The following is a 16,799-nucleotide window of genomic DNA, read 5'->3' as shown; positions in this document are numbered from 1 at the left end:
GATTATTCCTTATCAAGCCGGCCAACGAGAGATAACTCGAAGTTGGCTCCCATATATTTGAAATGAGGACGCACTGAAATAGCGACCTGATACCAACCCGGATCGCCATCGACATCCAATACGTCGATTTTGGCTGCACGCAATGGTTTACGGCTGCGAACATCCGCCGGTGGGTTTTCCTGGTCAGCAATGTATTGTTTGATCCAGTTATTCAGTTCACGTTCCAGATCGTTACGTACTTTCCATGAACCAATTTGCTCGCGCTGCAGGACTTTGATGTAGTGGGCAAGGCGGTTGATGATGAACATATAAGGCAGTTGCGTACCCAGCTTATAGTTTGTCTGGGCGACTTTACCTTCCGGTGTACCAGGGAATTTCCTGGGTTTTTGTACTGAGTTTGCGGAGAAGAAGGCGGCATTGTTACTACCCTTACGCATGGTTAGCGTAATAAAACCTTCTTCAGCCAACTCAAATTCACGGCGATCGGTTACAAGGATTTCAGTTGGGATTTTCGCCTGAGTTTGACCTAGTGCATCAAACAGATGTACTGGCAAATCGTTTACCGCACCACCGCTCTGCGGGCCGATGATATTTGGACACCAGCGGTATTTTGCAAAACTATCAGTCAGGCTACTGGCTAACAGGAATGCGGTATTGCCCCATAAATAATCTTCGTGATGATGGCTAACATCTTCCTGATAATTAAAGTTTTTAATGGGATTATCAACTTGAGAGTAGGGCAGGCGAAGTAGGAAGCGTGGTGCTGTCAGACCCAGATAACGGGCGTCTTCCGATTCACGTAGTGCGCGCCATTTTGTGTATGACGGCCCTTCGAAAATGGAAGCAACATCTTTGATGGTTGGCAATTCGGTGAAAGATTTTAGACCAAAGAAATCAGGTGAAACGGAGGTCAGGAAAGGTGCGTGAGCCATGGCGCCTACCGCGCTGACATAGTTCAGCAGCTTCATGTCCTGAGCGGTATTATTAAATGCGTAGCTGCCCACAACGGAGGCAATTGGCTCGCCGCCAAACTGACCGTATCCGGAGGAATAGACATGTTTATAGAATCCGGACTGTACAATTTCAGGCGCGAATTCAAAATCTTCCAGCAGTTCTTCTTTGGTGGCATGTAGGATATTGATTTTAATATTTTCTTTAAAATCAGTGCGCTCTACCAACAATTTCATGGAGCGCCAGAATGATTCTACCTGCTGGAAAGCTTCTGCATGGAGGATATTATTCATCTGTTCGCTGAGTTTGTTGTCTAACTCAGCAATCATGCGGTCAACAGCAAGTTTGTTAATGGGATCGTGATGATTCCCGGTCTGTAGCATGCTGGTTATGAAGGCGGCGATACCCTGGCGCGCAATATTATAGCCGTCGGACTCAGGCTGAATACGAGTCTGCGCCATAATTTCATCAAGTAATGACGTTTGCTTTGCAGTGGATTCCGCAACGGGCGCGGCAAGATCTTCCTGTAACGACATATTCAAAATCCTTCTTAAAAATTATGCTTTATTGACAATATTGAGCTCGTTGAGAAGTTGCGCACGTGACTCTTCGTGATCCAATAGTGCCTGCAACTGACTGCGGAATGCCGGGACATTGCCCATTGGCCCTTTTAATGCAACCAGCGCTTCGCGCAATTCCAGTAGTTTTTTCAGCTCAGGAATCTGTTTTGCAATATTGTCCGGGGAGAAGTCTTCTAAAGACTTCACGTCAAGCTCAACCAGCAGTTCTTCGCCTTTCTTTTCGCTCAGGGCATTCTCAACACTAAAGCTGAGGTTGATGTCTGTTTCGCTCATGACAGCGTTAAAATTGTTCTTATTGACGGAGACGACATGGCGTTCATCAATCGGTGTGTTTTCCGCTCGGCCTTTCATATCCCCAACCACTAATAAATTTAGTGGTAGCTCGACTTCAGAACCTAATCCATCGGCCTTGGGAACATAGCGAATATTAATTCGTTCTTTAGGCGCGACACTGCCGTCTTTGCTATTGCTCATATTTTGTTACCCTTGTGCTACATACTCAATGGTATGCCAGTCATTGGTTGATTTACGTTTTTAATAAATGATGAGTGATGTTCTGTTTTATTTGTATTTATCAGGTCAGTGAGTTTTTTTAGCGATACTAAATCCCGGCTACGTTATCATTACTGATGTCGGTTTTGTATTTTAAAATTAGTACGGAAAGCTACTTTTATTTTTTTAGTTATATTTTTTGCGTTTTTTATTTAATTTTGTGATGAATTAATGGCATTCATTTGTGTGGTTTATATTTGAATGTAGGGTTACGGACATTATCTTTATTTTGGTTTGTATGTCTGTTTTGTGGTGGTATTTTACCGCGGATTTCACACTTCTTTCAGTTGCCTTATGAGCTATTTAAAATCGGGCTTTTACTTTTGTTTATCTTGTATTGATTATGAAGAGACAATCCGGGCAGTTCGAAGAGATAGTTGGAATTATTGTTAAATACTAATGGCTTTTTATTATTTACAGGAGTTTTTCCATGCCTACCCCATGTTATATTTCTATGACGGGCCAGACTCAGGGCAATATCACCGCTGGTGCATTTACAGCAGAATCAGTGGGTAATATTTATGTTCAGGGGCATGAAAATGAAATGCTGGTGCAGGAATTCCAGCATATCGTCACCGTGCCTACGGATCCACAGTCAGGTCAGCCTGCTGGTCAGCGTGCTCACAAACCATTTATTTTTACCGTGGCACTGAATAAAGCGGTCCCTCTGCTTTATAACGCACTGGCTTCCGGTGAAATGCTGCCGACCACTGAACTGAAATGGTTCCGTACCTCAGTTGAAGGCAAACAGGAACATTTCTTCACTACGCGTCTGACTGACTCCACTATCGTCGATATCAACTGTCATATGCCGCACTGCCAGGATGCGACTAAGCGTGAGTTTACCCAGCTCATCCAGGTCTCTCTTGCATATCGCAAAATCGAGTGGGAACACACATCAGCTGGTACGTCTGGTGCAGACGACTGGCGTGCTCCGCTAGAAGCTTAATCTTAGGTTAAATATAAAACGTCCTGATTACAGGACGTTATTTCTTTGCGGCTCGAAGGAATAACAAAATGGCCTCAGACGGCACCCGCTTCACCTTTACCGCCGGGCGGACCCCGGATGACACCTTTGCCGTGGTGGATTTCCAGCTCACCCAGTCCCTTTCCTCCCTGTTTCGCCTTGAGCTGACCCTCGCCAGCAGCAACCCGGCCCTGGAATTCCGTAAAGTTCTCGACCAGGCGGGGACGCTGATTATTTGGCAGGGCGAGGAGATTAAGCGCCGCCTGCGCGGCATCGTGACCTTCTGCGAGCAGGGCGACACCGGCAGACACCAGACGCTGTACCACATAACCCTGCGCCCGGAGCTCTGGCGCAGCTCCCAGCGGCAGAACTGCCGCAGCTTCCAGAATGTCGATATCCGCGCCATCTTTCAGACGCTGCTTAAAGAGACGGGCGTGCTCACCCACGACGCCCTGTTCCGCCGCCCGCACCCTTTCCGCGAGTTCTGCGTCCAGTACCAGGAAACCGACTTCGATTTCATCGCCCGGCTGGCCGCCGAAGAGGGGATTTTCTTCTGCGAGGAAGAATATCTGGAGCGCAACCTGCAGAAACTGACCTTCGCCGATGACAGCCGCGTGCTGCGCAGGCTCGACCCGCTGCCGTACAACCCCAACGGTGCGAGTGAGTCCAGCCGCTACTGCATCAACAGCTTCTGCCGCCGCGCACAAATCCGCCCCGCACAGGTCACCACGCAGGACTACACCTTCAAAGCCCCGCTCTGGCCCGGGCAGTTTAACCACCGCCCGTCGGAGATGCCCAACCAGCGCGCGGTGTATGAGATTTTTGACTATCCGGGGCGCTTCAAGGACGCGCAGCGCGGGGCGGATTTTGCGAAATATCAGGTGGAAGGCTGGCGCAGTGACGTGGACTACGCCACCGGCACCAGCAACTCACCCCGGCTCCAGCCGGGCCGCTGCTTCAGCCTGACGGACCACCCGCGCGCGGACCTCAACGACCTGTGGCAGGTGGTGTCCTGTCAGTTAACCGGCAGCCAGCCGCAGGCGCTCACCGGGAGCGAGGGCCAGGGCACCACGCTCATCAACAGCTTCAGCGTTATCCCCGCCATTCAGACCTGGCGCTCACCGCCGTATCCAAAACCGCGGGTCGACGGCCCGCAAAGCGCCATCGTCACCGGCCCGCCGGGGGAGGAAATCTTCTGCGACGAACACGGGCGGGTGCGGGTGAAATTTGCCTGGGACCGCTATAACCAGGCCGATGCGAAAAGCTCGTGCTGGATACGCGTCTCGCAGGCGTGGGCGGGCGCCGGGTTCGGCAATATCGCCATCCCGCGCGTCGGCCAGGAAGTGATTGTCGATTTCCTCAACGGCGACCCGGACCAGCCGATTATCACCGGGCGCACCTACCACGCCGGTAACCGCGCCCCGGGCGACCTGCCGGGCACCAGAACGCAGATGGCAATCCGCTCGCAGACCTACAAGGGCAGCGGCTACAACGAGCTGATGTTCGAGGATGAGACCAATCAGGAGCTGCTGTCGATGCATGCTCAGAAGGACATGAAAACGGTGGTGCTGAACAACCGTGACACGGAGGTGAAAGTCGACCATACGGAAACGGTAGGTAAAGGTCAGACGGTAGCGGTCGGGAAGAAAAAGGAGGCGGGGCACGACCAGAAGATAACGGTGGCGAACGATCAGACTGTTACGGTCAATAACGATCGCACGATCATGGTGGAGCACGATCAGAAACACACAGTAACACACGACGACATAACGAATGTCAAAAACGATCAGCAACTGGACGTTACCCAGAATCGGAAGAAAAAAATTGGTGCAGATCAGCATAGTGAAGTTGCGGGTGACGATCACGAAAAGGTCATTAAGTCACAGGATATCGATATTGGGGAAAACTATTCACTTACGGTAAAGGAAAGTCTGACCATCAAGGTGGGCAAGTGCCTGCTAAAAATGAGCAAAGACGGAACGATCACACTGAATGGGGTGAGTATCCAACTGGAAGGGAAAGACAAAATCAATATTTATGGCGCTGATATTGATCTGGACTGATCAAGGAAATGATAAATGGACTTGGTTAATAAAACTGGATTTCCTTATTTTCAGTTCGAAAAGATTGGGCACTATGGTGAACTGTTTACCGTTATTGCGGTTAGCCAGACGTTTGATATTCCGAAATTAGACGGGGTTTGTCCAGTAGCTGACAAACAGCGTCCTCTGGTTATGGCCGATACATGGTTTGGCGAGCCAGAATTCAGTAGCCTGCGTACAGTAAGCGATTTTATCTGGCGAAAAGTACGAGCAGATATCCTGCTGGCCGGTTCAGCCTGGTATGCTGGAGAGCGAGTTAATGCCTGGCAGGCTGAATTTCAGGTAGGGAAGCTTAGCCGGACGATTGATGTTTGCGGACCACGTGAATGGCAATTTATAAACGGTGACTGGCAACTCAGCAATCCAGAGAGAGTCAACAATGTCTTATTGCGCCATGAACTGGCTTCCAGCAGTCAATACAATCCTTTTGGAAGAAAAGTTCCCTCTTCTATAGATCAAACATCACCTATCCTGGCATCACAGTTGTCAGCCTCTCCGGGGGCGGTATGCCGGAGCTGGCCTTCCAGGTTGCGTTATGCGCAGGGATTTACAACGGCGTGGAAAGAGAGTGTCATGCCCTTTTATCCTGCTGAATTTGATGTGGCTTTCTTTAACAGCGCCCCGCTGGAACAGCAGTACGACGGATATCTGCTGGGCAATGAGAAAATTGTGCTGAAAGGTTTGTTGAGATCGGCTGTCACGCGAACGTGTTTTTTACCTGGCCTCCGGGTTGTTGCTAAAAATCCTCATTCTGATTACTCCCTGCTACGACAGCCATTGCAGGCAGACACTCTGACCTGCCATACCGATGATGAACAAATAACACTCGTTTGGCGTTTAACGCTACCAGCACAAACCTTACCTGAACATCTTGTGCTGGTAACAGAGCAGGAGTTATCTCATGGCTGAGAAACATATGGGCATCAGGGAGTCCCAATACGTGGTACTCAATACCGCGCCGGATGTTTGTGTAGTTGGTATTGTGCCAGTGCCCTTCGACAGTTATCAGGATTTATCACATCAGAAAAGCTATGTCAGCAATGTACGGGCGCGAGGCAAGCCTATTTTGACAGTAGGTAGTGTGATTGCTGGAACACAAGGTAATGCAGGAAAAGGGGTGAGCTCCGGTACAAGCCTCAGTAACGGTGACTGCGAGATACTTACAGGTGTACCGCACATTAAATGTAAGGGAAAGCCTGTTGCCCGGCATGGTTCGCTGGTGATGATGAACAATGGGAATACCATTGGCACATTATATACCCAGGTCAATCCACCCAACGGGCCAATTCCGGTTGCCAAAGAAATATCCTTTCTGAAGAAGTTAGCAGAGCAGGAAGTGGAAAGACAGAGGCTGCAAATGGAAGCTATGCAGCAGATGCCAGATTTGTATGAGGGAATGGGTAAGAATTTTGTTAACAATCTGTTTGAAATGGGGCGTCAACTGGGTGGCGGTGGAATAAAAAATGGTTCAATGGAGTTTGAGGAGAGGATAGCCATACTGAAACTCATGGGGGCGGATCCCAGCCTCATGGAAAAAGCAAATGAGCTTAACCAGGCGACGATAGAAAAAATAGATGCCAGCCCACCGCTTCTGGAAATGGAAAATGAGACCCAGGAGAGGGGGGCAAAGCTGGAAAATGCGCTGGAGTGGGCATTTCTCATCAAGGGATTGGCGGGAGGAGGGCTTAAATATCTAAAGTGGTTGCGTGGCCGAAGGGGAGTGGGAGGGGTTAAGGTTGTTGTAGGTTTGGGAGCAAGACTCGAAGCATCTGGGGTAATCAGAAATTCTGATGGCAATATTCTTGTTGAAATCTTCAAGAATGCTAAAGTGCGTAAGCTTACGCCGCCAGATGGATATTTAGGTGCATATGGATATGAATATAAATGGGCAGCACCGGGAGGAGGAACAATGACCGTGCGTATTCATGGAAAAGATCCCTCAGCCCCCCCTGGTTCAAATGCAAGTCGAGGGTGGGTTGTGAGGATATTTGATGGTAAGAAAAGTATGGATTCAAATGGTGTTTACCATCCGCCGGGTATATTTAATGAATCAAGCCCACATTATGACCAGTCATTGATAAATGATGTTCATATTCCTATCTCAGAACCAATTAGTTTCCCCGGAGTCGAATAATGCTTTCAGATAAAAATGTATTCTTAAAAAACAAAATAATTGAAATAAACACTGCGTTAACAATTGAAGGGAGTGATATGTTTGAGCTAATAGGGGAGGTCAAGGATTTATTTTCATCTCCATATAATACTGGTACTGTAGCAAACTGTGAGGTTGTACAGGAGTTATGGGGGGCCTTGTTTAATGTGTTTTCCTCGGATTCATCTTATGATAATAAGTTTGAGGCAATATTTACGATGAGTGATATCGCAATATATGCAAGAAAACAAGGGGTTAAAGTTGGATTTGAATTATTGGAAGAATGGAGAAGTGCACATGGTCAAAATGATACAACTGTGGAAATTTTAGAATGTATAGATGATATATTACTGTAGTGATATAAAAACGACCAAATATTTCACAGCCAGCAAGAAACTGCATATACATTTATGGATTTTTCTGAATTGAACATGTTCGATTTTACCTCATTTAGACGTTGAGTCCTGTATAGGAAATATTTGTGAGTATGAGGGAAATTCAAAAATTAAGAAAAACTGTAAAAAATTCAATGACACTCTCAATAAAATTACATCTTTAAGTAACAGCACTGTGCTTAAGTGTATGAAGGACCTCCAATAAAAAGAGCTTATAGAAAAGGCGTTCCCAGCACCAGGCCGAAAACGCCTTTAGATATACTTTAAGCTTTTTTCACAACGCTCAGCGTTGCGCCCAAACGAGCAGGTTTGTCAGCCGTTGCTTTTTGCGTTGCGCTTGCACATGCAGTTTCCACACACACAAATGTCTTATAACCGTCATCTGGCATATCGCCCATAGACGCGGAAAGCGCTGGGCCTGGGTTCCAGCCAACCACGTTAACGTGATGGTGGTGAACAACATTAATAGCGCGATTCAGGTTCGCATCATGGATAACGCTGCATTCTTCAGGTTCCAGATAAACGCGGTCTGTGCGATCCGGGAAGGTCTGCACGCCGTCGGTTAACTGGCCTTCAGTCGCATTCAACACTTTATCAATATATTTGTTACCCAGACCGCTTACTTTAACGTCCGCGATATCGCCAACGGTGAAGTAAGTGTGCAGAGCGGAGTTAACGTCGAATTCGCCGTGTGCTTCCAGCTCCATCTCACAGGTTTTACCCAGTTTGTAACGAGCATAGAGGGTAAAATCATGTGGCCAGTATTTGCGTGAAGCTTCGCTGCTCTGCAATTCGAAGGTCAATGAAACGCCGCTTTCATCTTCGTTGTGCGCTGTCAGTGTCCATGGCAGATTGCGAGCAAAACCATGTGCTGGCAGGCCTTCTTGTGCCGCCGGGCCAAACCACGGCCAGCAAATTGGTACACCGCCGCGAATGGCAACCCCATTTTTGAACGGCGTGTTGTCGCTCAGCCACAGAACTTCTTCTTCGCCGGTAGGTTTCCACGTCAGCAGGTGTGCACCTTGCAGAGCAACGGAACCGCGCGCTTGTGGATGATCAATCACGATAACGTCTAACTCATCATTCTGACGACGAGACAGGGAAGGGGTGATTTGTTCAATAACGGGAAGGGCAAAAATTTTGTTAATCATTGACTCAACCTATTGTTCCAGACGTAAAAAAGGCGACCACATAGGGTCGCCTCTCGGGATTTAATGACTCATCTCAACTTATTTGGAGATGTGAGCAATCAGATCCAGTACTTTGTTTGAGTAGCCAGTTTCGTTGTCGTACCAGGAAACCAGTTTCACAAATTTGTCGTTCAGTGCGATACCCGCTTTAGCATCGAACACGGAAGTGCAAACTTCGCCGTTGAAATCAGTAGATACAACGTCGTCTTCGGTGTAACCCAGAACGCCTTTCATTGGGCCTTCAGAAGCCGCTTTGATTGCTTTCTTGATTTCTTCGTAAGACGCAGCTTTTTCCAGACGAACGGTCAGGTCAACAACAGACACGTTTGGAGTTGGAACGCGGAACGCCATACCAGTGATTTTACCGTTCAGCTCTGGCAGTACAACGCCTACAGCTTTAGCAGCACCGGTAGAAGAAGGGATGATGTTCTGAGCTGCGCCGCGGCCGCCGCGCCAGTCTTTGTGAGACGGGCCATCAACAGTTTTCTGAGTAGCGGTAGTTGCGTGAACAGTGGTCATCAGGCCTTCAACGATACCGAAGTTGTCGTTGATAACTTTAGCCAGTGGAGCCAGGCAGTTAGTGGTGCAAGATGCGTTAGAAACGATATCCTGGCCAGCATATTTTTCGAAGTTAGCACCACGAACGAACATAGGAGTGCTGTCTTTAGAAGGACCAGTCAGAACAACCTTTTTCGCGCCAGCAGTGATGTGCTTACGAGCAGTTTCGTCTGTCAGGAACAGACCAGTTGCTTCAGCAACTACGTCTACGTTTACTTCGTTCCATTTCAGGTTAGCCGGGTCACGTTCTGCGGTAACACGGATAGTTTTGCCGTTAACAACCAGGTGGCCGTCTTTGACTTCTACAGTGCCGTTGAAACGACCGTGAGTTGAGTCGTACTTCAGCATGTAAGCCATGTATTCAGCGTCTAACAGGTCGTTGATTGCAACGATCTCGATGTCAGAACGTTCCTGAGCAGCACGGAAAACAATACGGCCGATACGGCCAAAACCGTTGATACCTACTTTGATAGTCATATATTCCACCAGCTATTTGTTAGTGAATAAAAGGTTGCCTGTAAAATTACAAAAACCTTACGCAGCGTCAAGCGGAATCGTGTCAATCATTGCGACAAATCAATCCTATGGACATCATTTGAGCGACTGAACCGCCTCACGCTTCCCTTTTGGCTCTTTATCCAAATGGGGACGATGCGAGGAATTTTAAAGATCAATTCCATCAATAATGTGATGACGATCACAATTGGCGCTACGCCAGAAATTCAGGGCTAAGTTTAGAACAAAAAAGAGCACGGCGTTGTTAATTTTTTGTTAGAATCATGCTGTTATCAGTTACAGTAATCACTGCCCGAGATGTACGCATATGGCTAACCAATTACCTCCTGATTTATCGAAAAAAAACCTGTCTGAGATGCAGTTTTATGTCACCCAGAAACACGGAACAGAACCCCCGTTTTCCGGGCGTCTGCTGCATAACAAGCGGGAAGGTATTTACCACTGCCTGGTTTGTGATGCCCCACTGTTTAAATCGGAGTCTAAATATGACTCAGGTTGCGGCTGGCCGAGCTTCTATGAACCAGTGACTGACGGCGCAATCCGCTATATCAAGGATTTCTCGCACGGTATGGAGCGGATTGAAATTCGTTGCAGCAACTGTGAAGCCCATTTAGGCCACGTTTTCCCGGACGGCCCGCAGCCAACCGGCGAGCGTTACTGCGTAAACTCAGCTTCGTTAAACTTCACCGACGATAAAAACGGTGAGCAAATCGAAGGCTGAAAAATCGATTCAGCAAATTATTCCACAGGAACTTGCCGCATGATGAACCTGGACGAAATGTTAGACGCAATGACACCGGAAGTTTATCAACGTCTGGTAACCGCCGTTGAACTGGGAAAATGGCCTGACGGTGTGGCACTGACGCCCGATCAAAAAGAGAACAGCCTGCAATTAGTGATGATGTGGCAGACACGTCATAATACTGACCCGCAGCATATGACCATCGGCACAGATGGCAATATCGTGATGAAAAGTAAGCAGCAGCTCAAAGCTGAATTCGGCATTGAGCCTGCTCCGATTATGACGGTAAAGCTGTAAATCTGAACGGGTGAGTGGTGTTTACGCCACTCACCCGGATTGCGAAATTAATGCTCGGTTTTAATGCCCAAATCTTTGGCTAACTCTTTTGCCAATTGATTGTTATCGTCAGCCCCATACTCCCAGAACATCGCGCCACCCAATCCCTTCGCCTTGATGTACTCCGCTTTAGCGGCCACTGAACGTGGGTTCTCATATGAGATAGCAAACAGATCTTTTCCATCGGCCGATTTCATTGTCAGATAAGGCACTTGCGCGTCGTTATCCCAATGTTCAGTAAATCGTTTTTGCGGATCGTTGAGCATTTTGCTCACAATATCGTTGTATTTCAGATAAGTGTCTTTTGAAAGGTCCAGCCCGAATGACGTAAATACCGCTTTTTCTGATGCACCGAAATAGGGTTGTGTGACCGGGTTTTTGGCCGCGTCGGGTTTATCCCAGTCAATACCAGGCTCCACTGCACGCTTAGGCACTCGACCATAAAAACCAATGCCGAGGTTAAGTTGCGCAGGCTTCATACCCGCAGCAATGTAATTATTCACCACATAGTCCGCGCTGTATTTATCCGCTTTCGCAACCGTCGGCCAGGCTTTCGAGTCATAAAGATTTGAGTTGAAATATTGAGTGCCGTACGCCATGTCGTAGGCCATCAGGTTGATATAATCAAGCGTAGGGGCGATGGCTTTCATATCGACCCATTCTGTTGGGCCTTTCACGTTTGCAGCCACTGCGATGGTCAGCAGTTTTTTCTTACCCAGCGCGGTACGCAATTCAGTGAGCAGCGCGGTGAAGTTGGCGCGATCTTCAGGCATGCTGGCTACCAGCCCCCATGCACCATTTACCGGGTATTCCCAGTCCAGATCGATACCATCCAAATCATACTTTTTAATCACTTCCTGCGCAGAACGTATAAATACCGCACGGTTCTCAGGTGTCGCAGCGGCACCGGAGAACCCACGAGCCCCCCAGCCGCCAACCGAAAGCAGAACTTTCAGATTTGGATTCTGTTTACGCAGCGCGGGGATCTTTTCGAGATCGGCCATGACTTTGGGCGAAAGCCAGATTTGATGAAGTTTTGATGCGTCTTTCAGAGCGGGATTGGTTTCATCTTTCTCATCGTTATAAATCAGACCAAACGAATAGTTAAGATGGGTTATCTGGCGTACATCAAGTTTGTCAATATCGCCGCCAGGCCCGGCGGTGACATCGCCCCCTCCGTTAAAATAACCTACCGAGAGATATGAGCTTGCCTGAGCCACTCCGGTACAGGCGATTTGAATCACTGCCAGCAACGGCAGCAGCTTACGCGTGAAGACCATTGGGGTGTTCCTCTTTGACGGAAAAATAAAAATACAGCTAAGGTGCTGTATAAATAAGCAACCTGATTATGAGAGCGCTCTCAAAAATGAGCGAGCAATAAAAGTTGAGAATGAGAGCGGAATCGAGAAAAGGGCGCGAATGCGCCCAAGGGAAATTTAGTATGTAAAATCAGCAAGCGTCATTAGCGTTGCGCCTGCCGCAGACATCGTCTGAAATGCCTTTAGACCATCTTGCGGTTGGAGATTAACGCCACGGCAACCATCGGTAATAACCGTCACCTCATAACCGAGCGTCAGGGCGTCGAGTACCGTGAACTTCACGCAATAATCCGTCGCCAGACCCATAACAATCAGCTGTTTAATTCCGTTACGGAATAACCAGTCATCGAGCTGCGTTTTCTGGCGATGCCCGTTGTCGAAAAATCCGCTATAGCTATCAATCAGCGGATTTTCACCTTTTTGAAAAACAGCATCAATATCACGCGTATTGAGTAACGGATGAAGTTCCGCGCCTTCGCTGTTTTGCACGCAGTGATCCGGCCACCAGGTTTGTCTCAGACCGTCAAGTTTTCCCTGGGAATAAGGCTCGGTTCTCTGTACTCGGGCAAAGCTGCCATGGTTAACCGGATGCCAGTCTTGGGTAGCGACGACCGCATCTCCACGTGCTTTGCAAAAACCTATTAAGGCATTTGCCACATCAACGGTGCTATCGGCTTCAGGGACGGCCAGCGCGCCGCCCGCGCAAAAATCATTTTGTAAATCTACAAGTAACAAAGCGCGTTTCATGGTTTTTCCTTACTCGTCTGGAGTGAGTTCGCCGCGTAAATTGCGGGACATCGCCTCGCGAATGGTCTGCGCATCCAGATTCTGGCTGAGCAAATAGTGCAGTTTCGTCAGCGTCGCTTCTACCGTCATATCATAGCCGCTAATCACACCCGCCTGTGCCAGCGCATTACCCGTGGCATAGCCGCCCATGTTCACTTTCCCGGACATACATTGCGTTAGATTCACCACCACAATGCCGCGCGAGCAGGCTTTCTGTAACTCTTCAATGAACGCGCCTTGCTGAGGCGCATTCCCCACGCCATAAGAGCGTAAAATCAACGCTTTTACCGGCTGGCGTAAGAAATTACCGACGACATCCGCTGAAATACCGGGATAGATAGTCACCACGCCAATCGGCTGCGGGGTAATCGGATGCACAATCAGCTCGCCATCTCCGTGCGGGGCGGCTGGCGTATTCAGACGGCGAATGTGAATGCCCGCTTCAAGTAACGGAGCCAAGTTAGGGGAAGCGAAAGCATCGAAACCGTCGGCATGCGCTTTAGTCGTGCGATTGCCGCGATAGAGGCGATTATTGAAGAACAATGTCACTTCGTTAATCGGGAAATTCGCCGCAATATACAAAGAGTTCAGCAGATTTATTTGCCCATCGGAGCGCAGTTCGGCCAGAGGGATCTGCGAGCCGGTCACAATTACCGGTTTGCTGAGGTTCTCCAGCATGAACGAGAGCGCCGAGGCGGTAAAGGCCATGGTGTCGGTGCCGTGCAAAATCACGAAACCGTCGTAGTCGTCGTAATGGGCTTTAATGTCGTCGGCAATGTGCTGCCAGTCCTCGGGCGTCATGTCAGAGGAGTCCATCAGCGGCTGATATTCATGAATGGTGAAATCAGGCATCTCCTGGCGATGGAATTCAGGCATTAAAGCCAGCTGGCGCTGTAGGTGGCCGGAAACCGGAATATACCCGTGTTCTGAGCGCTGCATACCGATGGTACCGCCGGTATAAGCAACGTAAATGGATTTTTTTTGCATGGATGAGCTCGAAGGCTTTTACGTAATGGGGCGCAGTATAGAGCGACGGGGCAAAAAAATCAGCCCGGTAAATACCGGGCTGGATTTGAATTAACGCACATCTCCACAGGTGAGGCAGAAGGCGTATCGATTTTGCGGATCGTTCATGGTGCCAAACTTGTCGTTTTGCGCTTTTACCGCAAGGGCGGCATCAGCCAGCGGAGCGGGCAGCCAGGCCTGCAATGCCTGCGGCAGCATGGCACGGACGGAACCGCTCATGCTGTCGAACACCATATCGATAAAGCTCGGATCATCCTGCCAGAAATCCAGATGCCAGTTTGAAAGTTTCGCAAGTTCAGCGGCTTTCGCTACGGCATCGTCGAAATCACCCAGGCTATCGACCAGGCCGTTCTCTTTCGCATCCTGACCGGTCCAGACATGGCCCTGCGCAATAGAATCGATTTGTTCCGGCGTTTTCTTACGCGAGTCGGCAACCAAATTGATAAAGCGCTTATAGCCGTTTTCGATGGTCAACTGCATCATCTGCTGAACTTCCGGTGGCAACGACTTCGTGACAGCCACGTCAGCTAACGGTGAAGTGGCCACGCCATCGGTGTGAACCCCAATCGAATCGAGACTATTTTCAACGGTATTGATAACCCCGAAGATACCGATTGATCCGGTCAGCGTATTCGGGCTTGCGACAATGTAATTTGCCGGAGTGGAAATCCAGTAACCCCCGGATGCCGCCATACCGCCCATTGAAACAACGATAGGTTTACCCGCCGCCCGCGCGGCTTCCAGTTCATCACGAATCACTTCGGATGCCGTTACGCTGCCGCCAGGACTGTTCACGCGCAGCACAATGGCTTTCACTTTAGGATCAAGCCGCGCCTCGCGGATTTGCATGGCCGTGGTATCACCGCCCACCTGACCTGGCGTCTCTTCGCCGTCCATAATGGCGCCGTTTGCGAGAATGACCGCAATCGCATCGCCTTTATCAGCCGGTTTTTTCACCACGTAGTCATACATGCTGGTGTAGCTGAAATCTTTATTTTCTTTATTCCAGCCAAACTGTTTAACCAACGCTTTATCAATCGTGGCGCTGCTGCCCAGTTCATCAACCAGTTTGTTATCAAGTGCGTATTTCGCGGTATCGCCGCCCAATTTTTGCAAATTATCGAGCAAACCTTGAGCGCCTGGGAAGACTTGCTGAGGCGTAATCTGCCGGTTAGCGGCAATCGTTGCGAGGTAGTTCTGCCACAGCTCGCCAATCCAACGGCTATCCGCTTCACGCGCGGCTGGAGACATATCGTCGCGAATAAACGGTTCGACGGCAGACTTGTAGGTGCCCACGCGGAAGATATGCGTGGAGACTTTCAGCTTATCGAGCAATGTTTTGTAATACAGCGAATTCGTGGCAAAGCCGTGTAAATCCACCATGCCTTGCGGGGAGAGCCAGATTTTATTGGCGAAGCTCGCCAGATAATATTGCCCCTGATTGTAGCTATCGCCCACGGCATAAACCGGCTTACCGCTGTCGCGGAATTCACGCAGCGCTTTACCGATGTATTGCATAGACGGCTGATCGCCCCCGGCAAACTCTTTTAAATCCAGTACGATGCCGGTGATATTGCGGTCATCTTTGGCCTGGCGAATGGTGTCCACCACATCAAACAGCGAGTTTTCCTGCAAGCGGTCAGAACCGGCACCGAGCAACTGGCGACCAATCACCCCCAGTTTATTGCTGACGGAAGGCTTATCCACTACCACGCCGGTGATATCAAGCAATAACGCCCCGCGCGCAGGTTCGGCTGGCGCACTGTTAATCTGCATCCAGATCCCCACGCCAACCAGCACCAGAAGCACTAAAAAGAGGTTGAGAATAAACTCTCGAATAAAGTTAAGCAGACGCCAGGTCCACTTAAAAAAACCGGCAACGAATCGCCCGATTGTGCGCATGTATACTCCATAACGTTCAACAAGCTGCCGCGCGCAAAGCGGTGACAGCTAAAGTGATTGCTATCCTAAATACCCCCCGGCCAAAAGTCAGTAGGAAATCTGCCCCGCGCTGTAACAAAATCTACGCCTGTGTTAATTTTGCTGATCAAAACCATTACAGGAGTTATCAAATGGATGCACTTGACCTACTTCTCAACCGCCGCAGCGCCTCTCGTCTGGCAGAACCCGCACCTGCAGGTGAAACGCTGGAAAATATCATTCGTGCCGGTATGCGTGCCCCAGACCACGGAACACTACAGCCGTGGCGTTTCATTGTGATTGAAGGCGAAGGCCGCGAGCGCTTCAGTAAAGTGATGGAACAGGCCGCCATTGCTGAAGAGCAAGATGAAAAAGGCATCGAAAAGGCGCGTACTGCACCGTTCCGTGCCCCCATGATTATCGCCGTCGTGGCCCATTGTGATGACAACCATAAAGTTCCGGTTTGGGAGCAAGTGGTTTCTGCGGGCTGTGCGGTAATGGCTATGCAAATGGCGGCGGTTGCCCAAGGCTACAACGGCATCTGGCGCAGCGGGATCTGGACAGAAAGCGAAGCCGTACGCGAAGCGCTGCATTGCCGTGAGCAAGATGAAGTGGTGGGTTTCCTCTATCTGGGAACACCACAACTCAAAGCGTCTACCACGGTCAACGTGCCAGACATCACGCCGTTTGTGCGTAAATTCTAAGC

The 16,799-nt window shown here is 49.3% G+C and carries 16 protein-coding genes; 8 read left to right on the top strand and 8 right to left on the bottom strand.

Annotated elements, in window-relative coordinates:
* Positions 1-2: 2 nt before the first annotated feature.
* Positions 3-1,487, bottom strand: coding sequence for a type VI secretion system contractile sheath large subunit (gene tssC / locus AB1E22_RS01160; RefSeq protein ID WP_367593692.1), 1,485 nt, complete (start codon positions 1,485-1,487; stop codon positions 3-5).
* Between the two features lie 21 nt (positions 1,488-1,508).
* Positions 1,509-2,006, bottom strand: a complete 498-nt coding sequence (gene tssB, locus AB1E22_RS01155) for a type VI secretion system contractile sheath small subunit (protein WP_367593691.1) — start codon at positions 2,004-2,006, stop codon at positions 1,509-1,511.
* 508 nt (positions 2,007-2,514) lie between these two features.
* Here tssB and AB1E22_RS01150 point away from each other — a divergent pair.
* The 5 genes from AB1E22_RS01150 (at position 2,515) to AB1E22_RS01130 (ending at position 7,661) form a co-directional block, all read left to right on the top strand.
* On the top strand, positions 2,515-3,033 hold the full coding sequence (locus AB1E22_RS01150; RefSeq protein WP_367593690.1) for an Hcp family type VI secretion system effector: 519 nt from the start codon (positions 2,515-2,517) through the stop codon (positions 3,031-3,033).
* Positions 3,034-3,101: 68 nt separating this feature from the next.
* Entirely contained in the window at positions 3,102-5,114 is a 2,013-nt protein-coding gene (gene tssI / locus AB1E22_RS01145; protein ID WP_367593689.1) for a type VI secretion system Vgr family protein, read from the top strand.
* A 15-nt stretch (positions 5,115-5,129) separates the two neighbouring features.
* Entirely contained in the window at positions 5,130-6,062 is a 933-nt protein-coding gene (locus tag AB1E22_RS01140) for a DUF2169 family type VI secretion system accessory protein (RefSeq protein ID WP_367593688.1), read from the top strand.
* The gene (locus AB1E22_RS01135; RefSeq protein ID WP_367593687.1) at positions 6,055-7,287 is read left to right on the top strand and encodes a polymorphic toxin type 30 domain-containing protein; all 1,233 of its coding nucleotides are present in this window, start codon (positions 6,055-6,057) and stop codon (positions 7,285-7,287) included. The genes AB1E22_RS01140 and AB1E22_RS01135 overlap by 8 nt, the downstream gene beginning before the upstream one ends.
* Positions 7,287-7,661, top strand: a complete 375-nt coding sequence (locus AB1E22_RS01130) for a hypothetical protein (RefSeq protein WP_367593686.1) — start codon at positions 7,287-7,289, stop codon at positions 7,659-7,661. Before AB1E22_RS01135 ends, AB1E22_RS01130 begins: the two co-directional genes overlap by 1 nt.
* Before the next feature lie 302 nt (positions 7,662-7,963).
* Here AB1E22_RS01130 and AB1E22_RS01125 read toward each other — a convergent pair whose 3' ends face one another.
* On the bottom strand, positions 7,964-8,851 hold the full coding sequence (locus tag AB1E22_RS01125; protein WP_367593685.1) for a D-hexose-6-phosphate mutarotase: 888 nt from the start codon (positions 8,849-8,851) through the stop codon (positions 7,964-7,966).
* A 78-nt stretch (positions 8,852-8,929) separates the two neighbouring features.
* Positions 8,930-9,925 (bottom strand): glyceraldehyde-3-phosphate dehydrogenase, encoded by a 996-nt coding sequence (gene gapA, locus AB1E22_RS01120; RefSeq protein ID WP_367593684.1) that lies wholly within the window; start codon positions 9,923-9,925, stop codon positions 8,930-8,932.
* A 346-nt stretch (positions 9,926-10,271) separates the two neighbouring features.
* Between gapA and msrB the strand changes: the two genes are divergently transcribed.
* Both msrB and AB1E22_RS01110 read left to right on the top strand, forming a co-directional pair.
* Positions 10,272-10,685: a peptide-methionine (R)-S-oxide reductase MsrB gene (gene msrB, locus AB1E22_RS01115; RefSeq protein WP_367593683.1), complete on the top strand. Its 414-nt coding sequence runs from the start codon at positions 10,272-10,274 to the stop codon at positions 10,683-10,685.
* 42 nt (positions 10,686-10,727) lie between these two features.
* Positions 10,728-11,003, top strand: a complete 276-nt coding sequence (locus AB1E22_RS01110) for a YeaC family protein (RefSeq protein ID WP_367597296.1) — start codon at positions 10,728-10,730, stop codon at positions 11,001-11,003.
* A gap of 47 nt (positions 11,004-11,050) precedes the next feature.
* Here AB1E22_RS01110 and AB1E22_RS01105 read toward each other — a convergent pair whose 3' ends face one another.
* The 4 genes from AB1E22_RS01105 to sppA all read right to left on the bottom strand — a co-directional run bounded on the left by AB1E22_RS01105 (position 11,051) and on the right by sppA (position 16,075).
* Positions 11,051-12,322, bottom strand: coding sequence for a glycoside hydrolase family 18 protein (locus AB1E22_RS01105; protein WP_367593682.1), 1,272 nt, complete (start codon positions 12,320-12,322; stop codon positions 11,051-11,053).
* A gap of 156 nt (positions 12,323-12,478) precedes the next feature.
* Positions 12,479-13,108, bottom strand: coding sequence for a bifunctional nicotinamidase/pyrazinamidase (gene pncA, locus AB1E22_RS01100; RefSeq protein ID WP_367593681.1), 630 nt, complete (start codon positions 13,106-13,108; stop codon positions 12,479-12,481).
* Positions 13,109-13,117: 9 nt separating this feature from the next.
* The gene (gene ansA / locus AB1E22_RS01095) at positions 13,118-14,134 is read right to left on the bottom strand and encodes an asparaginase (protein WP_367593680.1); all 1,017 of its coding nucleotides are present in this window, start codon (positions 14,132-14,134) and stop codon (positions 13,118-13,120) included.
* 90 nt (positions 14,135-14,224) lie between these two features.
* Complete coding sequence (gene sppA / locus AB1E22_RS01090) at positions 14,225-16,075, bottom strand: signal peptide peptidase SppA (RefSeq protein WP_367593679.1); 1,851 nt, start codon at positions 16,073-16,075, stop codon at positions 14,225-14,227.
* Between the two features lie 170 nt (positions 16,076-16,245).
* On the opposite strand from sppA, the gene AB1E22_RS01085 reads away from it, so the two are divergent.
* Entirely contained in the window at positions 16,246-16,797 is a 552-nt protein-coding gene (locus AB1E22_RS01085) for an NAD(P)H nitroreductase (RefSeq protein WP_367593678.1), read from the top strand.
* Positions 16,798-16,799: the final 2 nt, after the last annotated feature.

The sequence above is a fragment of the Buttiauxella gaviniae genome (assembly GCF_040786275.1).
Lineage (GTDB): Bacteria > Pseudomonadota > Gammaproteobacteria > Enterobacterales > Enterobacteriaceae > Buttiauxella > Buttiauxella gaviniae_A.
Note: the sequence above shows the minus strand (reverse complement) of the source record. Positions and strands in the feature narration are given on the sequence as shown.

What these genes read in the sequence shown, in the direction of transcription:
- tssC (WP_367593692.1), bottom strand. Translation starts at nt 1,487, where the DNA reads ATGTCGTTACAGGAAGATCTTGCCGCGCCCGTTGCGGAATCCACTGCA.
- tssB (WP_367593691.1), bottom strand. Translation starts at nt 2,006, where the DNA reads ATGAGCAATAGCAAAGACGGCAGTGTCGCGCCTAAAGAACGAATTAAT.
- AB1E22_RS01150 (WP_367593690.1), top strand. Translation starts at nt 2,515, where the DNA reads ATGCCTACCCCATGTTATATTTCTATGACGGGCCAGACTCAGGGCAAT.
- tssI (WP_367593689.1), top strand. Translation starts at nt 3,102, where the DNA reads ATGGCCTCAGACGGCACCCGCTTCACCTTTACCGCCGGGCGGACCCCG.
- AB1E22_RS01140 (WP_367593688.1), top strand. Translation starts at nt 5,130, where the DNA reads ATGGACTTGGTTAATAAAACTGGATTTCCTTATTTTCAGTTCGAAAAG.
- AB1E22_RS01135 (WP_367593687.1), top strand. Translation starts at nt 6,055, where the DNA reads ATGGCTGAGAAACATATGGGCATCAGGGAGTCCCAATACGTGGTACTC.
- AB1E22_RS01130 (WP_367593686.1), top strand. Translation starts at nt 7,287, where the DNA reads ATGCTTTCAGATAAAAATGTATTCTTAAAAAACAAAATAATTGAAATA.
- AB1E22_RS01125 (WP_367593685.1), bottom strand. Translation starts at nt 8,851, where the DNA reads ATGATTAACAAAATTTTTGCCCTTCCCGTTATTGAACAAATCACCCCT.
- gapA (WP_367593684.1), bottom strand. Translation starts at nt 9,925, where the DNA reads ATGACTATCAAAGTAGGTATCAACGGTTTTGGCCGTATCGGCCGTATT.
- msrB (WP_367593683.1), top strand. Translation starts at nt 10,272, where the DNA reads ATGGCTAACCAATTACCTCCTGATTTATCGAAAAAAAACCTGTCTGAG.
- AB1E22_RS01110 (WP_367597296.1), top strand. Translation starts at nt 10,728, where the DNA reads ATGAACCTGGACGAAATGTTAGACGCAATGACACCGGAAGTTTATCAA.
- AB1E22_RS01105 (WP_367593682.1), bottom strand. Translation starts at nt 12,322, where the DNA reads ATGGTCTTCACGCGTAAGCTGCTGCCGTTGCTGGCAGTGATTCAAATC.
- pncA (WP_367593681.1), bottom strand. Translation starts at nt 13,108, where the DNA reads ATGAAACGCGCTTTGTTACTTGTAGATTTACAAAATGATTTTTGCGCG.
- ansA (WP_367593680.1), bottom strand. Translation starts at nt 14,134, where the DNA reads ATGCAAAAAAAATCCATTTACGTTGCTTATACCGGCGGTACCATCGGT.
- sppA (WP_367593679.1), bottom strand. Translation starts at nt 16,075, where the DNA reads ATGCGCACAATCGGGCGATTCGTTGCCGGTTTTTTTAAGTGGACCTGG.
- AB1E22_RS01085 (WP_367593678.1), top strand. Translation starts at nt 16,246, where the DNA reads ATGGATGCACTTGACCTACTTCTCAACCGCCGCAGCGCCTCTCGTCTG.